The 21975-nt window shown below is 56.3% G+C and carries 15 protein-coding genes; 9 read left to right on the top strand and 6 right to left on the bottom strand.

Features of this window, described 5'->3' with window-relative positions; genetic code table 11:
• Nucleotides 1-101: 101 nt before the first annotated feature.
• Complete coding sequence (locus KSY82_RS08880; protein WP_217750961.1) at nt 102-440, bottom strand: PTS lactose/cellobiose transporter subunit IIA; 339 nt, start codon at nt 438-440, stop codon at nt 102-104.
• A 214-nt stretch (nt 441-654) separates the two neighbouring features.
• A complete protein-coding gene (locus tag KSY82_RS08875) occupies nt 655-1659 on the bottom strand; it encodes a LacI family DNA-binding transcriptional regulator (RefSeq protein ID WP_217750962.1) in 1005 nt (334 codons plus the stop codon).
• A gap of 357 nt (nt 1660-2016) precedes the next feature.
• Between KSY82_RS08875 and KSY82_RS08870 the strand changes: the two genes are divergently transcribed.
• A complete protein-coding gene (locus KSY82_RS08870) occupies nt 2017-3783 on the top strand; it encodes a lactose/cellobiose PTS transporter subunit IIB (protein WP_217750963.1) in 1767 nt (588 codons plus the stop codon).
• A gap of 66 nt (nt 3784-3849) precedes the next feature.
• Nucleotides 3850-5289 carry a 6-phospho-beta-galactosidase gene (gene lacG / locus KSY82_RS08865; protein ID WP_022094685.1) on the top strand — a complete coding sequence of 480 codons (1440 nt, stop codon included), beginning with the start codon at nt 3850-3852 and terminating at the stop codon, nt 5287-5289.
• Nucleotides 5290-5556: 267 nt separating this feature from the next.
• Here lacG (KSY82_RS08865) and KSY82_RS08860 read toward each other — a convergent pair whose 3' ends face one another.
• Complete coding sequence (locus tag KSY82_RS08860) at nt 5557-6585, bottom strand: LacI family DNA-binding transcriptional regulator (protein ID WP_055310566.1); 1029 nt, start codon at nt 6583-6585, stop codon at nt 5557-5559.
• Nucleotides 6586-6935: 350 nt separating this feature from the next.
• On the opposite strand from KSY82_RS08860, the gene lacG (KSY82_RS08855) reads away from it, so the two are divergent.
• Complete coding sequence (gene lacG, locus KSY82_RS08855; RefSeq protein WP_055310581.1) at nt 6936-8378, top strand: 6-phospho-beta-galactosidase; 1443 nt, start codon at nt 6936-6938, stop codon at nt 8376-8378.
• Between the two features lie 176 nt (nt 8379-8554).
• The gene (locus tag KSY82_RS08850) at nt 8555-10315 is read left to right on the top strand and encodes a PTS lactose transporter subunit IIBC (RefSeq protein WP_022094682.1); all 1761 of its coding nucleotides are present in this window, start codon (nt 8555-8557) and stop codon (nt 10313-10315) included.
• A gap of 337 nt (nt 10316-10652) precedes the next feature.
• Here the strand turns inward: KSY82_RS08850 and KSY82_RS08845 are convergent, their stop codons facing one another.
• Entirely contained in the window at nt 10653-11654 is a 1002-nt protein-coding gene (locus KSY82_RS08845) for a LacI family DNA-binding transcriptional regulator (RefSeq protein WP_217750964.1), read from the bottom strand.
• Between the two features lie 284 nt (nt 11655-11938).
• Here KSY82_RS08845 and KSY82_RS08840 point away from each other — a divergent pair, with 284 nt between their 5' ends.
• The 3 genes from KSY82_RS08840 to KSY82_RS08830 all read left to right on the top strand — a co-directional run bounded on the left by KSY82_RS08840 (nt 11939) and on the right by KSY82_RS08830 (nt 17207).
• Nucleotides 11939-13717 carry a PTS lactose transporter subunit IIBC gene (locus KSY82_RS08840; protein WP_217750965.1) on the top strand — a complete coding sequence of 593 codons (1779 nt, stop codon included), beginning with the start codon at nt 11939-11941 and terminating at the stop codon, nt 13715-13717.
• 75 nt (nt 13718-13792) lie between these two features.
• Complete coding sequence (gene lacG / locus KSY82_RS08835; RefSeq protein ID WP_217750966.1) at nt 13793-15214, top strand: 6-phospho-beta-galactosidase; 1422 nt, start codon at nt 13793-13795, stop codon at nt 15212-15214.
• 736 nt (nt 15215-15950) lie between these two features.
• Nucleotides 15951-17207, top strand: coding sequence for an ATP-binding protein (locus KSY82_RS08830; protein ID WP_217750967.1), 1257 nt, complete (start codon nt 15951-15953; stop codon nt 17205-17207).
• Here KSY82_RS08830 and KSY82_RS08825 read toward each other — a convergent pair whose 3' ends face one another.
• Entirely contained in the window at nt 17208-17603 is a 396-nt protein-coding gene (locus KSY82_RS08825; RefSeq protein ID WP_368042054.1) for a DeoR/GlpR family DNA-binding transcription regulator, read from the bottom strand.
• A gap of 162 nt (nt 17604-17765) precedes the next feature.
• Nucleotides 17766-19460 (bottom strand): PTS lactose transporter subunit IIBC, encoded by a 1695-nt coding sequence (locus KSY82_RS08820; protein ID WP_055310563.1) that lies wholly within the window; start codon nt 19458-19460, stop codon nt 17766-17768.
• A gap of 356 nt (nt 19461-19816) precedes the next feature.
• On the opposite strand from KSY82_RS08820, the gene KSY82_RS08815 reads away from it, so the two are divergent.
• The gene (locus KSY82_RS08815; RefSeq protein ID WP_254881788.1) at nt 19817-20737 is read left to right on the top strand and encodes a DUF7916 family protein; all 921 of its coding nucleotides are present in this window, start codon (nt 19817-19819) and stop codon (nt 20735-20737) included.
• Between the two features lie 72 nt (nt 20738-20809).
• Complete coding sequence (locus tag KSY82_RS08810) at nt 20810-21529, top strand: GntR family transcriptional regulator (protein WP_217750968.1); 720 nt, start codon at nt 20810-20812, stop codon at nt 21527-21529.
• The last annotated feature ends 446 nt before the right edge of the window (nt 21530-21975 follow it).

The following is a 21975-nucleotide window of genomic DNA, read 5'->3' as shown; positions in this document are numbered from 1 at the left end:
ACGCGCATAAAGAAAGCCTCCCATTTCTCATGTCCAAGAAATGGGAGGCAGTTCACAGTAGCGGCAGGGCTTTTGGAAGGGGACTTGGTTGTGAGGGCTCGTTAGGCGAGCTTGGCCTCGAGCGCAGCGATGCGCTTGTAGGCATCGATGGTAAAGCGGGCCTGCTTCTCCAGAATCATAGTGGTCATGAGAGTGTCCTGAGCGTGAGCCATGATGAAGGTCATCTCCATCTCGCCACCGCCGGCCTCCTGCGAAAGCAGCTTGGTCTGCGTGTCGTGGGCACCGATGAGCGCATCGCTGGCATCCTTGTGCAGCTGTTCGGCCTTCTCAAAGTCACCCTCGCGAGCAGCATCGAGCGCTGCAAGCAGATCGGTCTGGGCGTCACCTGCATATGCGACAATCTCGAATCCAACCATCGAGATTTCTTCTTTGGTTGCCATATTGCGTTCCTTTCACATATGAACCAATGGAGAGCATCGCGTCCGGGCATACGCGCTGCGTTGTGTATGACAGAAACAATAACATTCAAACAAAAAAGAACAGCGTAAAACGTAATTTCGAGCTATGAACAGTCACTTTTCGTCCGTGAACGGTTTTTAAACCAATCTGAACAATATCGAACACAATTAGCGGAAACCCAAACAGACCCGCGCCCTAGCGCCAATCGCGCACCGTATCGCCCTCGACGAGCACGCCCGGAAACAGCATGTGCTCCACACCGGGCGCAACGCCCTCGGCGCCGGCAATCTTGTCAACCGCCCACATGCCGACGCGCTTGTTGTCAAAGCGCACCGTGGTCAGGCGACAATCGGGCACGATATCGCCCAGGCTATCATCAACACCCACCACGCTCACGTCCTGGGGCACACGCTTTCCGCGCGACTCGAGCCCACGGATGCAGCCATATGCCATGGCATCGTTGGAGGCATAGATGGCCGTACAGGTCGGATCATCCGCCAGAGCCTGGCCTGCGGCATATCCGCTCTGTGCCGTCCAATCCCCACGGACGAGTCGCGGCGGCTCAATGCCATGCGCACGCAATGTCTCGCGCCAGCCTTCCTCGCGCCGCATGCCCGAAAGCGAGCGCTCGGGACACGAAATAAAGTGCACGGTTTTGTGCCCCCGCCCCAGCAAGTACTCGACCACCTGGCGCGAGCAATCGAACTGGTCGTTATCGACCGTTGAACAGAGCGGGTGCTCCAGCATGGTAACGAGCACCGTCTGCATGCCGGGCAGCGGCTCAAAGGTGCCAAAGTCCGCCGGCATGCGGTTCATGATCACGACCATGCCGTCTACCGGCAGCGCGCTCATACGCGACGATGCGCTCTCGAGGGTATAGGGATGTCCATCTACTTTAGTGAGGGTGATGGCATAGCCATGTTTGTCGGCCGCGGCGGCAAAGCCCTCCATACGGTCGAGGTTGCCGGTACCGGTAATGTTGAACATGGCGACGCCGACGGTCTTAAACTTGCCACGGCGCAGCGATCGACCGGCAAAATTGGGGCGATACCCCAGCTCGCGCATGGCGGCACGCACGCGTTCCTTGGTCTCGGGGCGCACACTGGGCGAATCGTGCACGGTGCGCGAGACCGTCTGCTCCGAGACGCCCGCGAGGCGCGCCACGTCTTTGACGGATACCGATTTTTTAACAGCGGCCATAGGTCGATCTTTCTATGTCAACGATGCCATTGGTGGCACCCTACGCAGTCAAATGAAACGTCTTCAAGTATATCTAACGTCTCCCCCACCATACGCTCACCACCCAAAACCTACCGTTCACCGACATTTTTGCTTCCCCGAACGGCTTTTATCGCCCAAATGTTAACGTTGCCATTGTGCAAACACAGAGCCACCGGGCGGCTCAAACGTTTACGCGTAAGGAATCGACGGTTCGCAGGCACAGGAACCACCGGTTCGCGTCTTTTTTTGTGTCACAAAATGGCAACGTCAACATTTTGGCAACCGAACGTCAAAAGCTACCATCGTTGCTAACCCACCGACTCTTAGGAGCATTGCATGGAGCAACTCATCGCCATCATCGAAAAGGGCCAGCCCTTTTTCAACGCGATCGCCCGCAACAAGTACCTCAAGGCGATCCGCGACGGCTTTATCTCCGTCATCCCCATCATCATCTTCTCGTCCATCTTCTGCCTGGTAGCCTCGGTCCCCAACATCTGGGGTTTCTACTGGCCCGATGACATCAACAACGCTCTGTGGAAGTGCTACAACTACTCCATGGGCATCCTGGCCATCGCCTGCGCCGCCACCACAGCCAAGCACTTCGCCGACGCTCAGAACCGCGACCTGCCCAAGAATAACCAGATTAACTTTATCTCATGCATGTGCGCGGCCATCATCGGCTTCCTGCTCCTTTCGAGCGACACCATCGCCACGGACGCCGCCAGCGGCTTCAACACCACCTACCTTGGTTCCAAGGGCCTGCTGACCGCCTTCATCGCTGCGTTTGTGACCGGCATCATCTACAAGTTCTTTATCAAGCGCAACATCACCGTCAAGATGCCCGAGCAGGTTCCGCCCAACATCTCGCAGACCTTTAAGGACATCATCCCCTTCTCCGTCTGCATCGCCGTCTTTTGGGTCTTTGACATCGTCTTCCGCGCTGCTTTTGGCTTCTGCTTTGCCCAGGGCGTCATCCAGGTGTTCCAGCCCCTGTTCACCGCTGCCGACGGCTATATCGGCCTCGCTGTGATCTACGGCGCCATGAGCCTCTTCTGGTTCGTCGGCGTCCACGGCCCCTCGATCGTCGAGCCCGCCATCGCCGCCGCTCTCGTTGCCAACATGACCGACAACCTGGCTGCGTTCCAGGCTGGCCAGCACGCTTCCGCTGTCCTGACCCAGGGTGCCCAGTACTTCGTCGTCTGCATGGGTGGCACCGGCGCCACGCTCGTCCTGGTCTTTATGTTCTGCTTCCTGGCCAAGTCCCAGGAGATGCGCGCCGTCGGTAAGGCCGCCATCGTCCCCGTGTGCTTTGCCGTCAACGAGCCGCTGCTGTTCGCCGCACCCATCGTGCTCAATCCCGTCTTCTTTGTCCCGTTTGTCTTTGCCCCGATCGCCAACATCTGGATCCTCAAGATCTTTATCGACTTCTTGGGCATGAACGGCTTTATGTACACCCTGCCCTGGACCCTCCCCGGCCCCATCGGCACCATCATGGGCCTGGGCTTCCAGCCGCTCGCCTTTGTGATGCTCGCCATCATCCTGGTCGTCGACTTTGCCCTGTACTATCCGTTCTTCCGTGCCTATGACGCCCAGAAGTGCGCCGAGGAGGCCGAGATCTCCCAGGAGGAGCTCGACGCCAAGAACGCCGAGAAGGCCGCCAAGCTCAACGATGCCTTCCAGGGCAAGGCTGACGCCAAGAGCGTTGCCGCCGGCGCTGCTGCCGAGGCCGTGAAGTCCGACGCCCCCGCCGCTGCCACCACAGAAGCTACAGCCGCCAGCGACCTCAACGGCAAGCGCGTGCTCGTGCTCTGCCAGGGCGGCGGAACCTCGGGCCTGCTCGCCAACGCACTGGCCAAGGCTGCCAAGGAGCGCGGCATCGATCTTGAAACCGCTGCCGAGGCCTATGGCAACCATGTCGACATGCTCCCCGACTTTGACCTGGTCGTCCTGGCCCCGCAGGCCGCCAGCTACCTGGCCGACCTGCAAAAGGACTGCGAGCGCGTGGGCAACAAGTGCGTCGCCTGCCGTGGCAAGCAGTACATCGAGCTCTCCCAGAACGGCGATAAGTCTCTCGCCTTCGTGAGTGAGCAACTTTCGAAGTAAGTAACGCCCAGGGCCAGCCGACCATCCAAGACCGGCTGGCCCTTCGATTTAGACGATTGGATCATCATGTCCGTTAATCCTGCTAGCGTCACCAACCCGCCCGCGCAGTTTCCCGAGGACTTTGTCTTTGGCGGCGCCACCGCTGCCTACCAGGTAGAGGGCGAGACCCGCACTCACGGTAAGGGCAAGGTTGCCTGGGACGACTTTCTGGAGGCCCAGGGGCGCTTCTCCCCCGATCCCGCTTCGGACTTCTACAACCAGTACCCCGTCGACCTGGAGCTGTGCGAGGAGTTCGGCATCAACGGCATTCGCCTCTCCATCGCCTGGAGCCGCATCTTCCCCAACGGCACCGGCGAAATCAACCCCGAGGGCGTCCAGTTCTACCACGATCTCTTCGCCGAGTGCCACAAGCACCACGTTGAGCCGTTCGTCACGCTGCATCACTTTGACACGCCGCTTCCCCTCTTTGAGAAGGGCGACTTCCTCAACCGCGAGACCATCGACGCCTTTGTGGACTTTGCCACCTTCTGCTTTAAGGAGTACGCCGACCAGGTGACCTACTGGTTCACCTTTAACGAGATCTGGGCCGACGCCTCCAACACCTACATCGAGGGCACCTTCCCCGGTGGCGTCAAGGCGCATCTGGCCGAGGCCTTCCAGTGCGAGCACAACATGATGCTCGCCCACGCCAAGGCCGTGCTGGCCTTCCACAACGGCGGCTTTAAGGGCAAAATCGGCGTCATCCAGTCGCTGGAGTTTAAGTACCCGCTCAACGAGAACGACCCCGCCGACATCAAAGCCGCCAACAACGAGCACGTGCTGCAAAACCAGTTCTTGCTCGACGCCACCTTCCGCGGCGACTATGCGCCCGACACCCTCGAGTGCGCCAACCGCCTGGCTGCCGTCTCGGGCGGCACCATCGAGATCCTAGACGAGGATCTGGAAATCATGCGCGAGGCCGCGCTCTACAACGACTACCTGGGCGTTAACAACTACCAGTGCCGCTTCTTGAAGGCTTACGACGGCGAGAACGACCTGCACCACAACGGTACGGGCGAGAAGGGCACTGGCCGCTGGCGCGTTAAGGGTATTGGCGAGCATGTGAACAAGCCTGGCATCCCCACCACCGACTGGGACTGGATCATCTATCCCGAGGGCCTGTTCGATCTGCTCGTCTACATTAAGCAGCGCTACCCCAACTACAAGCAGATTTTCATCACCGAGAACGGCATGGGCTACAAGGACCCCTACAAGGACGGTTTTGTGGACGACCAGCCGCGCATCGACTACATCGAGCAGCACCTGCGTTGGCTGCTCAAGGCCATGGAGGTGGGCGTCAACGTGGGCGGCTACTTCCTGTGGAGCCTGCAGGATCAGTTCTCCTGGACCAATGGCTACAACAAGCGTTACGGCTTCTTTTACGTTGACTTTGAAACCCAGAAGCGCACGCCCAAGGCAAGCGCCTACTGGTACAAGCACGTGGCGCAGACCCGTCGTCTGGACTAGTGGCTGGCGGGGTTGCCCGCTCACACAACCTGTCCCCATTTCTCAGCCGGGGGCGGCACGTCACACGGCGCGCCGCCCCCGGTCTTTTTGTTTTTGGGCTGGTCGGGAGCCGTTTGTCTCGATCTGTAACATCTAGCCGAGTTTTTTGGTCCTAGCTGTTACAGATTGAGACGAACAGGATTGCTCTTTCCGAAGAATCTAAATCTGTAACAGGTAGCCCGCTTTTGACCGTCTACCTGTTACAAATCGAGACAAACGGAGTAGGACCTAACCCCGTATGTCCCTAACAGTCGAGCGTTCGACCAGCGTACTCGGCACATGAATCGCCTCGATAGACGAGCTCTCTCCAATCGCCGCCTCAAACGCAAGCTTACCGACACCGCGCAAATCAAATCGCAGCGTCGTCAGTCGATTGTGAGGAACAAGTCCCTCGAGTGCGTCGTCGATACCAACCACGCTCACGTCGTCGGGCACGGACAGGCCCGCGTTCTCGAGCGCGGCGATAACGCCCAGCGCCATCTGGTCATTTGCCGCAAGCACGGCAGTCGGCGCCTGCGACCCGCCGGCAAGCACCTCGGCCGCAATCCGCTCGCCCATGGCGTACCCACTGTCCGCACTCCAATCGCCACGCAGCATCGGAGCGGCATCGACATGAGCACGACCCAGCGTATCGCGCCAACCGGCCTCACGAAAACGCGAGGAAATCGAGTTTTCCGGACCCGCCACAAACCGCATATTCGAGTGACCATGTTCCAGCAGATAATTGGTCAACAGCTCGCACGAACCATACTGGTCGGAGTCGATCGTCGTGCAGCGCGGATGCGCATACATGGACAGGATGACCGTTCGCACTCCCGGCTGGGGAACAAACTCCTCAAAATCGGGAGCCATGCGGTTCATGTTGAGAATCATGCCGTCGACGGGTCGCTCGACCATGCGGCGCGAGGCATCGGCAAGTGTATAGGGCTTGTCGCCGCCCATCTCGATCATAGTGACGGCAAAATCGTGCTCGCGCGCCGCTTGCATGATACCCTCGAGCGTCGCCAGGTTACCGACACGTGTGATGTTGTACATGCACAGGCCAATAGAACGATACGACCCGCCGCGCAACGCCGCTCCAGCAAAATTGGGACGAAAGCCCAGCTCTTCCATGGCGGCCAGCACACGCTTGCGCGTCTTTTCCGTCACGTTGGGCATACCGTTGACCACGCGAGACACAGTCTGGCGGCTCACGCCAGCGAGCGCCGCAACCTCTGCCGCGCTCGCCGAATGACCATTCCTTGTCTGCTGAGCCATGCCTTCCACGCTAACCTGCTTCCCAACTATTCCCCGCGCCCATGGCGCATCGTACATACATCGATAACGTGCTCATGATACCCGAGCCATATACCACAACATGAAAACTTCTGTCAATCAAAACCGCTTACCGAACAAATACAACCGTTCGCGGCTGTTTGAAGTTGTTTTGTTTCTATACATCCCAGCCGGATGTTAACGTGCTCATTGTCAAATGTTCACGTGCTCATTTTGGTTCTAATAATTTTAAGATAGTGTTTATCGGGCTTTTTCGCCGCTGAACGCTAACCAGGGAGCCTCCTGAGCGCAAACGCACAATATCGAACAGCGAGACGAGAGGGTGTATGCATATGTCTTTGCTAAACCGCGTACAGCAGCTGCCGAAGGGCTTTGTTTGGGGCGCCGCAACCGCCGCGTACCAAACGGAAGGCTCCACGAAGGTGGCAGGCAAGGGTAAGACCATGTGGGACGATTACCTTGTCGCCCAGGGTCGCTTTTTACCCGACCCGGCCAGTGATTTCTACAACCGCTACGAGGAGGATATCCGCCTTTCTGCCGAGCATGGACTCAACGCCATCCGTGTGTCCATCGCCTGGACCCGCATCTTCCCCAACGGCGACGATGCCGAGCCCCTCGCCGAGGGCGTTAAGCACTACCACGAGCTGTTCGCCTGCTGCAAAAAGTATGGCGTCGAGCCCTATGTGTCCCTGCATCACTTTGACTCCCCCGCCGCCCTGTTCAACCAGGGCGACTGGCTCAACCGCAAGACCGTCGACGCCTATGTGCGCTATGCCGAGTTCTGCTTCCGCGAGTTCCGCGAGGTCAAGAATTGGTTCACCATCAACGAGCTCATCAGCCTCTCGCACTCCCAATACATCCAAGGCAACTTCCCGCCCAACCATCACTTTGATGTGACGAGCGGCATCCAGAGCCAGCACAACGAGCTCGTTGCCCACGCCCGCGCCGTCAACCTGTATAAGGATCTTGACGAGACCGAGCACCTGGGCGGACGCATTGGCATGGTCAACGTCCTGACGCCGGCATATCCTGCCACCGACTCGCCCGCCGACCAGCACGCCGCCGACCTGTACAACGCCTTCTACACCGACTTCATCATGGACGGCGCCTTCCTGGGTCACTACTCCGCGCGCACCCTCTCACTCATCAACGAGATTCTGCGTGCCAACAACGCCACGCTTACGGTTGAGGACAGCGACATGGAGGAGCTCGCCAAGGCGGCGCCCCGCAACGATATGTTCGGCCTCAACTACTATCAGTCGGCGTTTATCGCCGCCTACGATGGCGAGTCCACCAACAGCTTTAACGGCACCGGAGACAAGGGCACCTCGTGCTTTAAGTTTAAGGGCGTCGGGCAGCAGGTCGATATGCCGGGTATCCCCACCACCGACTGGGATTGGCTCATCTACCCGCAAGGCCTCTACGACACGCTCAAGCACATCAGCGCCACCTATCCCAACCTCCCCGTCATCTATATCACCGAAAACGGCCTGGGCCACAAGGACCCCGAGCCCGACGCAAACGGCATCGTCGCCGATCCCGAGCGCATCGACTTTGTCGACCAGCACATGGAGAAGGTGCTCCGGGCGCGCGCCGAGGGCGTCGACGTCCAGGGCTACTTTATCTGGAGCCTGCAGGACCAGTTCTCGTGGGCCAACGGCTATAACAAGCGCTACGGCCTGTTCTACATCGACTTCGACACGCAAAAACGCTACATCAAGCAGTCGGCACTCTGGTACAAGGAGCTCGCCGACACTATGGCGGACGCGCAGTAGCGCATCGCCTCGCTTTCCCCCGAGAGGGGAGCGGCCCTATGCGATACAAACCCAGCCGCTCCCCTCTCTCCCCCTGGGACCGACCCCGCCTGCACCCGGGCTTTTAGCAAGCGGGAGACCATATAGGTTTTCAACGTCCATGCCATTAAGATTTCATGCAAAGAGGAGCGTGAACTATGGAATCGATCGTTAAGTTCTTGGAGAAAGGTCAGCCGTACTTCGACAAGGTCTCTAAGAACATCTACCTTCAGGCCATTAAAGACGGCTTTTTGGCAGCAATGCCCATCATCCTGTCTTCTTCTGTCTTCCTGCTTATTTCGACCCTGCCGGGCGTTGTCGCCACGGTCGGCGGCTTTACGCTGCCCGACTGGTGGAACGTCGACGTCGTGAACTTCTGCAACAAGGTTTACAACTTCACGATGGGCGTCGTGGGCATCATGGTCGCCGGCACCACCGCAAGCGCGCTGACCGGCTCCAAGAACCGCCGCATGCCTGCCGGCAAGGCCATCAACGCCACGAGCACCATGGTCGCCGCCATGTGCGCTATGCTCATCTTGGCCGTTACCCAGACGAGTGCCAAGATCGACGGCGCCGATGTCTCGGTGTTCTTTACCGACAACATGGGCACCAAGGGCCTGCTGAGCTCCTTTGTCGCCGCATTTGCCACGGTCAACATCTATGCCTTCTGCATTAAGCGAGACATCACCATCAAGCTGCCCAAAGAAGTCCCCGGCGCCATCGCCCAGAACTTCCGCGACATCTTCGCCTTCAGCTTCTCCATCCTGTTTGTCGCCGTCATCGACGTTATCTGCCGCACCTGCTTGGCCGTCCCGTTTGCCAACGTCATCTCCACGCTGGTGAGCCCGCTGTTCGCCGCTGCCGATTCCTACGCCGGCCTCGCCCTCATCTGGTTCATGATCCCGCTGTTCTGGTTCATGGGCATCCACGGCCCCTCGGTCGTTAAGCCTGCCCTCAACGCCGCGCTGTTTGGCAACATCACCACCAACCTCGCCACGCTGCAGGCCGGCGGTCACCCCGCCCTCGCCCTGACCGAAAACTTCGGTAACTACATCGGCGAACTCGGCGGCACCGGCGCCACGTTCATTGTCCCGATCATCTTCCTGCTCTTTATGCGCTCCAAGCAGCTCAAGGCCGTCGGCAAAGCCTCTGTCGTGCCCGTGATGTTCGCCGTCAACGAGCCGCTGCTGTTCGCCGCGCCCATCATCCTCAACCCGTACTTCCTGATCCCGTTCCTGTTTGCCCCCGTGGCCAACGTCCTCATTGGTAAGTTCTTCATCGACTTTTTGGGCATGAACGGCTTTATCTATGCCATGCCGTGGGCACTCCCCGGACCGATCGGCACCTTCATCGACACCAACTTCCAGCCGATCTCTCTGGTCCTGGTTGTCGTCCTGCTGGTCGTTGACTTCTTGATCTACTACCCATTCTGCAAGGCCTACGACAACGTCCTGTGCAAGCAGGAGGCCGAGACCCTGGCCGAAGAAGAGGCCGAGGAGACCAAGGCCGTCAAGACCGCTGCCGCCCCCGCCGTTGAGGCTCCTGTTGTCGAGACCGCTTCTGCCACCGAGGCCTCCGCAGCTCCGTCCGCCCTTAAGGGCAAGGATCTGAGGGTTCTGGTTCTGTGCGCTGGCGCCGGCACCTCTGCACTGCTCGCCAACGCGCTTAAGGAAGGCGCCGACGAGCTGGGCATCGACATTACCGCCAACGCCGGTGCCTACGGCAGCCACTACGCCATCATGGACCAGTACAACGTCATCGTCCTGGCTCCGCAGGTTCGCACCTATTACAACGAGATGAAGGCCGACACCGACCGCCTGGGCATCACGCTGCTGTCGCCCAAGGGCAAACAGTACATCGACCTCACTAAGGATCCCAAGGGCGCCGTCGCCTGGATCGAGGAAAACCTCGAGGCATAAGACGCTGACACCACCTGCCGCTTGCAGACAATAAATGGCCCGTGCATCGATGTGTGATGCGCGGGCCATTTTGTTTAGACCGCACCCGTCCTCCTGTTCATCTCAATCTGTAACATCTAGCCGAGTTTTTCGGTCCTAGCTGTTACAGATCGAGATGAACGCACAGGCCAAGCCGAAAATCTCAATCTGTAACATGTAGACCACTTTTGACCGTCTAGTTGTTACAGATCGAGACAAACGGAATAAGCCGGGCCAAAAATCTCGATCCGTAACATCTAGCCGAGTTTTTGGGTCCTAGCTGTTACAGATTGAGACAAACGGAATAGGCCGAGCACGTCTACGCCCGCAAGTCCTTTACGCTGGAACGCTCGACCAACACGCCCGAGACGAGCGTACGGCTTCTGGAGCTCGGGGCTTCCAGACCTGCGACGACCTCGTTAAGCGCACGGATGCCCAGTTCGCGGTGGCGAAACTTCACCGACGTCAGAATCGAGTTGGGAATCGTCTTGTAGAGCTCATCGTCGAAGCCGATCACGGACACGTCGTCGGGCACATTGAGCCCTTTGTCACGTAGAGCCATCATCACGCCGTTTGCCATGCAGTCGTTAGCAGCGAGGACCGCCGTGCAATCGGGTTTATCGGCAAGCACAAGGCCCGCGGCGTAGCCACTATCCGCATTCCAATCGCCTCGCAGAGGCTCGGGCGGCTCAATGCCACGCGCCTCGAGTGCCGCACGCCAACCTTTCATACGGCACTGGCTCGACAGCGACTCTTTCTTACCCGAAACGAAATACACGTTCTTGTGACCATGATCCAAGAAGTACTCGCACGCCATGCGCGCGCCGCCCTCTTGGTCGTCACTGACGGTGGAGCAGGTAGGATGTTCCATCGGTGTGATAATCACCGTCTTGAGGTCTTTCGGCGCCTCAAAGGTATCAAAGTCATCGACCATCTGACGCAGGTTGAAGATCATGCCATCAACAGGCAGCTGCGACATCCTGCGCGCCGCATCGGCAAGGGTCATCTTCTCCCCCGCGCGCTTCTTAATCATCGTGAGCGCAAAGCCGCGTTCTTCGGCGGCATCGGCGATACCGTCAATCATGTCCACGGCACCGCCCGATAAGTGGAACAGCACGACGCCGATGCACCCGTAACGGCCCAACTTGAGCGAACGCGCGGCAAAGTTGGCTCGAAACCCGAGCGCCTCCATGGCCGAATGAACCTTATCGCGTGTTGACTCTCGCACGCTATCGGGCTCGTTGATCACACGCGAAACCGTCTTGAGAGAAACACCCGCGGCAATCGCCACATCGTTCATCGAGACGTTTTTCTTGTCCATCGTTGCCACTGCTTCTCCAGTCGGTTTTGCATCGCTTGCTTTTTGCGTTCTAGCATACACTACCTGCCTGACTGATAAATCAACCGTTTACCGGACAATATCGACCACTCACCCCTAAATCCTTGTTGCTCTTCCAAAAATGTCTTACGTTGTCATTAACGAAATGACAACGTTGTCATTTCGCAATGCCTTCCTTAAGCAGGAAGGTTTCCGGGCAGTCCTGACCATCCATCGACGACCAGTTCCATCCACATGCATCGCGCATCAAGTAGCAAAGGAGCTCTATGGACGCCATCGTAAAGATGCTCGAAAAGCATCAGCCGTTCTTTGAGAAGATCTCGAGGAACATATACCTCCAGGCCATCAAGGACGGATTCCTTGGGTGCATGCCCATTGTCCTAACCTCTTCGATCTTTCTGCTGATCGCCACGCTTCCCGGCGTGGTCGGCATCACGCTGCCCCAGCCGCTCATCGACTGGTGCAACAAGCTGTACAACTTCACCATGGGCGTCATGGGCATCATGGTCGCCGGCACCACTGCCAAGAACTTTACGGCTTCCATGAACCGTCGCATGCCCGCCGGCAAAGTGCTCAACGACGGCTCCACCATGGTTGCCGCCCAGTGCAGCATGCTGCTGCTCGCTGTTACGCAGTTCACTACCAAGTTCAACGGCTCCGAGCTTTCTGTCTTCGATTGCACCAGCATGGGTACGCGCGGTCTGTTCTCGGCCTATATCGCCGCGTTCATTACCGTTTGGGTCTATAAGTTCTGCGTCTCGCGCGATCTGACCATTAAGCTGCCCAAGGAGGTCCCGGGCGCCATCGCTCAGAACTTCCGCGACATTATCCCCTTCGGTGGCGCCGTCATCATCTGCGGCATCATCGATGTCGTCGTGCGCAACCTCATGGGCGTTCCGTTCTCCGAGCTGCTTATCAAACTGCTCTCCCCGCTCTTTACCGCTGCAGAAACCTATCCTGGCCTTATCCTTATCCAGGCAGCCACCGCGTTCTTCTGGTTCATCGGCGTCCACGGCCCCTCGATTGTCCAGCCGGGCATCGACCCCATCCGTCTTGCCAACCAGGCCGAGAACCTGCAGGTTCTGCTGGCCGGTGGTCACCCCGCCCATTCCCTCACCTTCAACATGTCGCTCGTGGGTGAGTTCGGCGGCACCGGCGCCACGTTCATCGTGCCGCTTCTGCTGATTCTCTTTATGAAGTCCAAGCAGCTCAAAGCCGTCGGTAAGGCCTCGATCGTTCCTGTTGCCTTCGCCGTCAACGAACCGCTGCTCTTTGGCGCGCCGATGATCCTTAACCCCTACATGCTCATCCCCTTTGTTGCCGCCGGCTGCGTCAACGTAAGTGTTGCCAAGTTCTTTATCGACAACGTGGGCATGAACGGCTTCTCCTTCGTGGTGCCTTGGGCTACCCCTGCCCCCATCGGCATCTTCATCACCACGAACTTCCAGCTTATCGCCCTGGTATTTGTCGCGATCATCATCTTGCTGGACGCCATCATCTACCTGCCGTTCTTGAAGGCATACGATAAGCTGCTCTGCGACCAGGAGGCCGAGCGCGCCGCCGAGCTGGGTCTTGAGTCCGATGGTGCTGCCACCATCGCCGCCAACGCCTCTGCGCCCGCTGTCGAGCAGACTACCGTCTCCGTCGAGCCGACCGCCGCTGCCGCCGACAGCAAGCCTGTCGCCGATCAGCCCGAGCCCGCCTTCGACGCATCCGCTAAGAAGGATGTCGATGGCCTGAAGGTCCTCGTCCTGTGCGCCGGCGCCGGCACCTCTGCCATGCTCGCCAACGCCATCAAGGAAGGTGCTGCGCAGACCGGAGAGAACATCGCTTCCTCCGCAGGCGCCTATGGCCAGCACACTGCCATCATGGATCAGTACGACGTTATCGTGCTCGCCCCGCAGGTTCGTAGCTACTACAACGACATGAAGGCCGACACCGATCGCCTGGGCATTAAGCTGCTCGCTCCCCGCGGTAAGGAATATATCGACCTTACTCGCGACCCCGCTGGCGCCATCAAGTGGCTCCGCGAGAACCTCGACTAGTTCCTCCCTCTGTTGGTGCCCGGATTCCCGGTTCGGGCACCTCTCCCTATTCGTATCCCACAGAAAGGATGACTCATGACCAACCCCATGCAGTTCCCCGACGGCTTTGTGTTTGGCGGCGCCACCGCTGCTTACCAGGTTGAAGGCGAGACCCGTACGCACGGCAAGGGCAAAGTGCCCTGGGACGATTTCCTGGCAGCCCAGGGTCGCTTCTCCCCCGATCCTGCAAGCGATTTCTACAACAAGTATCCGGTCGATATCGACCTGTGCCAGCGCTTCGGCATCAACGGTATCCGCGTCTCCATCGCTTGGAGCCGCATCTTCCCCAACGGCACTGGCGAGATCAACCCCGAGGGTGTCGCCTTCTATCACGAGCTCTTTGCCACCTGCAATAAAGCCGGCGTTATCCCCTATGTCACGCTCGATCACTTTGATACGCCCGAGGCCTTTTATCAGAACGGCGGCGAGGGTTTCCTAACGCGCACGACGATCGACGCCTTTGTCGAGTATGCCAAGTTCTGCTTTGCCGAGTTCACCGAGGTCAAGCACTGGTTTACCTTTAACGAGATTCCCGCGACCGCCGAGGGCAGCTTTATCGTCGGCAACTGGCCGCACGGCGAGAAGTATCGCCTGGACAAGGCTTTCCAGCTCATGCACAACATGATGGTGGCCCACGCCAAGGCCGTCGTCGCCTTCCATGAGGGCGGCTTTGAGGGCGAGATCGGCATTGTCCAGAACCTAGAGCCCAAGTATCCCCTCGATCCCAACAGCGCTGCCGACTGCGAGGCAGCCCGCATGGCCGACGTCATCAACAACCGCTGGGTACTCGACGCCACCTTCCGCGGCCACTATGCAGCCGACACCATGGAGGCTGCGACCAAGCTGGCCCATATCGCCGGCGGCGAGCTCGACGTCCGCGACGAGGACATCGCCGCGCTGACCGCCGCGCTCCCCTACAACGATTGCCTGGGCGTCAACACCTACAAGTGCCAGTTCCTGCGTGCCGCCGAGGGCGAAAACGACATCAACCACAATGGCACCGGCGACAAGGGCTCCTCGCGCTGGTTCCTCAAGGGCGTGGGCGAGGCATGCGTGCGCGAAGGCATTCCTACCACCGATTGGGACTGGATCATCTATCCCGAGGGCCTGTACGACCTGCTGCTGCGTATTAAGAACGATTACCCCAACTACAAGAAGATCTACATCACCGAGAACGGCATGGGCTATAAGGACGACTTCGAGGACGGCTTTATCGACGACGCCCCTCGTATCGACTACATGCGTCAGCATCTCGCGTGGATCCTCAAGGCAATCGATGGCGGCGTAAACGTCGACGGTTACTTTGTGTGGTCGCTGCAGGACCAGTTCTCCTGGACCAACGGCTACAACAAGCGCTACGGCCTGTTCTACATCGACTTTGAGACCCAGAAGCGCTATCCCAAGGCGAGCGCGTACTGGTACAAGAACGTCGCGGAGACCGGCCTGCTTATGGCCTAACTTTTGCCGCATACCCCCTGTCGGCCGCATGCGAATCCCTCCACGGGTTCGCATGCGGCCTTTTTTGTTTTTGGCCGGGCCTGAGCGGGCCACTTGTCTCGATCTGTAACATCTAGCAGGGATTTTCGGTCTTAAATGTTACAGATTTAGATGAACGGGGTCGCTCGGGTCGAAAGATCTAAATCTGTAACACTAAGCCCGGTTTTGGCCGCCTATCTGTTACAGATCGAGACAGACGCGCAAGCCAATCCGCTTAATCTCAATCTGTAACATCTAGACGACTATTTCACCCCTATCCGTTACAGATTTAGACAAACGGAATCGGCCAGGCAGAAAATCTCGATCTGTAACATCTAGATGAGCTTTTCTCCCCTAACTGTTACAGATCGAGACAATCGGATGGTGGGATCCAAACTATCCAATCAGCTATGAAGCGCAGCCTCAAGTTTTCGGTATCACGAACGGGCTTTCGGTATCATTTGGTGCCGACATGACACCGAAAGCCCGTTCGGCTATGCGAGAGAATCCGGTGCGCCAGTTCGGCCAAACCACAAGCCCACAAACTTCGTTTGCCCGCAGAACGTCACCGCATCCACGTTTGCGCGTCATATCGCGTCACTTTGACACGTAAAATGACACGCAAATTTTTTCGTGTCATAATTTTGACGCGTAAAATGACGTGTAAAATTTTACGTGTCATTTTTCACGTCAAATTGAAGCGAAACGGAGCAAAACGATGCGAGAATCCAAAGATCTTGAATTCAAGGAATGCGTCACCAATTCGTTCCTTAAAACCGTCTCCGCTTATGCAAATGGCACGGGAGGACGCGTTCTATTTGGAATTAACGACGACGGAGAAGCCGTTGGCATCGATGATCCCAAGCAGACCTGCCTGGATATCGAAAACAAGATTAACGATTCGATCATCCCCCAGCCCGATTACTCCCTAAAGATCAACGAGTCCGATGCAACCGTGGAGCTTACGGTCTTTCCCGGCAGATCAAAGCCTTACCTATACCGCTCGAAGGCATACAAGCGCAATGACACCGCGACCATACCAGTTGATACCCTAGGCCTTTCACGTCTTGTACTCGAGGGTCAAAATCTCTCCTTTGAGCAGCTCCCGGCAAACAAACAAGATTTATCTTTCACCGTTTTAGAGAATCGCCTAACAGCAAAACTTTCGCTTCAGTCATTCACAACCGATACTCTCAAAACCCTTGGCCTGCTTGATGAAACCGGAACCTACAACAACGCGGCAGAACTGCTCGCGGACGAGAATGGCTTCCCAGGTATCGACATCGCAGTGTTTGGTGAAACTATCAACCTCATTAAGCAGCGCAAAACTCTTGAGCATGCATCCGTTCTAGCGGAAATTGACGGAGCCCTTGAGCTTTTCGAAATTCAGTACTGTTACGAAGAGATCAAGGGGATGGAGCGAATCCGCAAGGAGCTCATTCCGCTCGAAGCATTCCGCGAGGCCATTACCAATGCAGTCGTTCATAGGACTTGGGATGCGCCCGCACACATCCGTATCTCGATGTTCGACGACCGCGTGGAAGTCGCTTCGCCCGGTGGCTTGCCGGCAAGCATGACCGTCGATGAATATCTATCCGACATGCTATCCGTTAGACGCAATCGTATTCTTGCCGAAGTCTTTTTGCGCCTGGGTCTTATCGAAGCCTTTGGAACGGGCATCATGCGAATTCGCGATACCTATAAGAACAGCGTCAGAAAGCCCCGGTTTCAAGTTTCGGATAACGCCATTGTGGTAACACTTCCCCTACTCATGGATAACCCTGGGCTCGAAGGCGACGAACTTACCGTATTCGGACTGCTGAGTGGAGTACACCCTCAATCGACAAGCGAGCTTGCAGCTAAAGTCACCTTTAGTCGTTCGAAGCTACTCCGCATCCTCAAAAAACTCGTTGAGACAGGCCTGGCGACAGTTGAAGGCGCCGGCAGGGGGCAGAGATATCGCCTGCTGCGCTAGCTAGCAGATGACCTGCGCATGCTCCTCGATGGCGGCGCGGTCTTCGACGGAGATACTCGGCTCGCATACTACGGCGTCCAGGCTGTCCAGGCGGCAGAAGGTGTAGAAGTCGCGCTTGCCGATCTTGCTGGAGTCGGCGATCAGATAGCGCGAGTCGGCCTTGCTAAAGGCGAGCTGTTGGATGCGGCCCTCGTCCATGTTGGACGTGGACAGGTCGCCGTCCAGAATGCCGTTGGCACCGATAAACGCCGTGTCAATCCCTAGTGCGCGCAGGGTATCCTCGGCCATGGGGCCCACAAAGGCGGCGGTGCGGCGACGGTACATGCCGCCCACCAGGCACAGCTCGCAATCCTCGCGCGCCTCGAGCAGGCTAAAGGCCGAAAGCGAATTGGTCACATAGATGGAAGGCAGTTTGTCGGTGACTCGGAGAGCGCCAATGCGATCTCACGACGGTTGCGCTCATTGTCTCAATTAGATACTCAACAAAATACGGCCCCGCAGCTCAATAAGCTGCGGGGCCGTACCATACACCGACGAATCAACGACGAAGTGTATCCACTATTTGGCCAGCTCCTGAACGATCCAGTCAATTGCACCTTCGGGATCGTTGGTAAGGTCGATATACTCCTTGCCCCTTGTGGTGAGCAGTTTAATTCCAAGGCGATCGGTATCGGCCTTCATAGCGTCATAGTACATGCGTGCCTGGGGCGCCAGAACAATCACGTTGTACTGATCCATCGTCTCATAGTGGCTTCCGTACGCACCGGACTGAGATACCAGATCGATACCCTTAGCAGCGGCACCTTCGCGAAGAGCATTTGCCAAGAGAGTCGAAGTGCCGGCACCCTGGCAAAGCACAAGCACGCGGATCTGCTCCGCCTTGTCCTTTACCGCCTCGAGAGCTTTTGCGACATTTTCCTGTGCGGCGATAGCATCTGCATCCGAGTTTCCTGCAGTCTCCTTTGCAGACTCTTCCAAACAAAGCTGATGGTCATACGCCTTGCAGAACGGATAGTAAATCACAAAGTCAACGACCAACAGCACTGCCATCAATACGAGAGAACGCAGATCGAGACCCGTGGTGAGGAACGCACCAATTGGGCCGGGAAGCGCCCACGGCATGGTATACATGGGGGCGTTCATTCCAATGACGTCAATGAAAAATTTACCGATAATGGCGTTGACCATAGGAGCCACTAGGAAGGGCACGAACATATAGGGATTGAGAACAATCGGCATACCGAAGATAACGGGCTCGTTAACTCCAAAAATCACCGGGATAATCGATGCCTTGCCCATGGCTTTAAGCTGCTTGGAGCGCATAAACATGATCAGGATAATAGGAACGATGAACGTGCAGCCAGAACCGCCCAGACCGCCGATGAAGCTTGTAAAGTCCTGCGTGAGAGCAATTGACGGGTGTCCACCTGCTTGGAAAACCTCAAGATTGGTAACGGTATTGCCGTAGAGCGCAGCATTGATCGGACTCATGACAACCGAAGCACCGTGGATACCCATAAATTGGAAAAGCGCGACCGCGCCTTCGATAAGCGCCATGCCAGGATAAGTGTCGACCGCGGAGAACAGCGGCGAGATGAGAGCGGATACCAAATTGGCGAACGGCACAGCAAGCAGCTTGCGGCTCGCAAGATCGATAAAAGCGCACGCAAGGATCGAAAACCCAAATGCAAAGATATCGCGAAAACTCTGCGCAATAGAGCCAGGGACCTCTTTGGGAAGCTTGATCGTCACATTATGGCTAATGCACACCTTATAGATATTAACGGTCAAGAATGCGGCTACGAACGCAGCGAGAAAACCCTTGGTTCCCATATAGCCGGTTTCAAAAACAGATGTATCTGCTCCGCCAATCGAGACAACATCGTTCGTCACCGATAGCAAGAGCATGCCGCACATGGCACAAACCATGCACGAGGTGGGGTTGAGAGATTTACCCGAAGGCATGCGACGGTTCATCGACATGGCAAGTGAGCTCGCCGTGGTGCCGGCCACCATAATGCCAAGAAGTCCCATGGTATATGCATAGATTTTATTGAAGAAATCCAGCACCTCAGACGGAAGCGTAATGCCTACATAGGCAGGGAGCGTCGAAAGAAGAAGGAACAGGCTCGAGAACAGCACAATTGGCATATTCGAGAGAAAGCCATCCTTAATCGCCACCAGATAAATGTTCCTCGAAATTTTGTCGAAGAGGGGCTGGTGTTTTTCAAGGAATTTGACGATAGCGTCCATAACACATCCTTTCATGATTCCCGGGCACACAACGATTTATCCGGACTCAACCGTCGTCGTCCCCGTTTGTATCCACTTATGTAAGTGAATACGCTCTTGTGCGAAATGTAATATCATTTGCGCGATTTGTCATAACCAATTCTTTTTCCGCTTTGTCGATATGTCAAGAATTCAAATACTTATTCGGTGAACGGTAGTTGATTAATATAATGTTTTCCCAGCTAAGGGCTATTCTTTCCGCGCAGTACAATAAGTTTGCAACCGTTCACCGATTGGATATAACATATTGAATATATTGTTGTAACAATATTAGAGATAATGTCACAAGCCTGTCGTTCTAGTCAAAGGAAGTAACAATGCCCAAACGATTACTGAACATGTCCGCATCCGATTTTGCCGCCACGTCACCCATGGATCTAAAACAGGCAATTCTGGCTTCCGAGGGACGTACCATCATGGCGGAAAACGTACCCTCTTCCCAATTTCTCGGCGGCGTTACTAATGCAGAAATCGAACGTGCCGCAGGTGCCGACCTGCTTCTGTTTAACGCGCTCGATGTGTTCGATCCAGTTATTGCCGGTATTCCAGATGGTCTCAATGAAAACCCGGTCACTTGGGTGAAGCGAGCATGCGGAAGGCCCATTGGCGTCAATCTGGAGCCAGTTGATAACGAGGCAGAGATGTCTGAATCCCGAACGGAAATCCCCATGGGTCGTCGCGTCTCTCCCAAGACCTTAGAAAAGGCTAACGAACTCGGATTTGATTTTATCTGCCTGACGGGCAACCCTGGAACCGGCGTCTCCAACGATGCAATCGCCCATTCGATTAAACTCTCCAAAGAGCATTTCAATGGCCTGGTCATAGCCGGAAAAATGCATGGAGCGGGCGTTGCGGAACCTGTCATGACGCTCGAAATTGCGCGCAAGTTTGTTGACCTCGGCGTCGATATCCTTCTCGTGCCAGCCCCCTACACCGTCCCTTGCTTCCAAGAAGCAGACCTGCGCGCCATCGTAGACTTTGTACGATCCCACAACGTAGGCAAGTCAATTGAAGAGAAGGTTCTCGTCATGGCGGCGAACGGGACGAGTCAAGACTCCTGCGACAGCGAGACCATTAAGAAAATAGGCCTTGCAGCAAAAGCAGCCGGCGCTGACCTCCAACATATTGGGGACTCCATGAACGGTATTTGCCTGCCCCAGAATATCTTCACGCTCGGACAAGCCCTTCGTGGATACAGGCATCAGATCGTCATGCTGAGCCGCTCTGTGATACGTTAAGGTTACCTTGCCCACGTTACATCCCGACTGAGGCAACCATCAGGTATAACCAACATGCAAACTGAGGCTCTAATGCTCGATACACACGAAAAACGGCCACTCTATTTACAGCTCACCGACGCGCTGCTCAAGCAGATCGTCGATGAATATCAAGCAGACGATAAACTTCCAACAGAAATGGAACTCTGCGACGAATACGCCGTAAGCAGAACAACCGTCCGACTTGCCATGAGTGAGCTGGAGCGTCGTGGAAGTATCTATCGAATCCAAGGTAAGGGGTCGTTTGTTGCACCGAAACGCGTTAGCGAGCTCAATTCACTTTTAGACTTTGACTTTGCAAGCCATTGCGATGGCGTTGATCCAGATGCCATTACCAAACATTTCGGCGGCCTCACATCAGGTCGTCCAATTTCCGTAATGATGCTCCAACAATTTGGATGTCAAAGTCGCGATGAAATTCAGCGTCTTGAATTGACCTACGAACTTGAAGGTAGCTTCATAGGCGCTGATACGTTCTTCATTTCAAAGTCGCGCGTTCCGAATAACAAGTTAGATTTTCAGGCATTTAGCAGAATCATGGACGACTTGTCCAAGTCTATCCAATCTGTTAGGGAAAGCTATAGAGCACGTCAGCTTAGCGATTCCGAAGCCAGTAATTATGGTGTTGCAAAACTTCCGGTCATCGAACTGACTCATTATGCTTACGGCTCCGGAGGCAAACTAATCTCAATTGTCTGCCGCACCGTCTTAACTGGGCGAATCCCTTATCAAAACTTTATTTTCAAGTCCTAATGTTCTTTTTCTTTTGTCTCGATCTGTAACACGTAGCCGAGTTTTTAAGTCCTAACCGTTACAGATCGAGACAAACAAGGTAGACCCCGCCGAATTGTCTCAATCTGTAACACTAAGACCGGTTTTGGACGTCTAGATGTTACAGATTGAGATGAATGCACAGGCCAATGTCCCCAATCTAAATCTGTAACAACTAGCCGAATTATTCGGTCCTGATCGCGTCGAAAATGTTGGTGTAAGGGTGACACCCTAGCGCCCGTTTAACGAAGAACGGCCTTCGTCCTAGAATCTGAAATCACCACAACAACAGGTTCTAGGAAAGGACGAAGACCGCTATGGAAATCTTATCAGACCCGACGCCGGACATGCTCGCCATGCCCCGTTTCGACGACGGCGCCATCGACATGCAGGAGCTGCTCAGGCGTCTCGCCGAGCAGGTCGTGAAC

The organism is Collinsella aerofaciens (assembly GCF_019131995.1).
GTDB lineage: Bacteria > Actinomycetota > Coriobacteriia > Coriobacteriales > Coriobacteriaceae > Collinsella > Collinsella aerofaciens_S.
The sequence above is the reverse complement of the archived record's forward strand: the minus strand, read 5'-3'. Positions and strand labels throughout refer to the sequence as shown.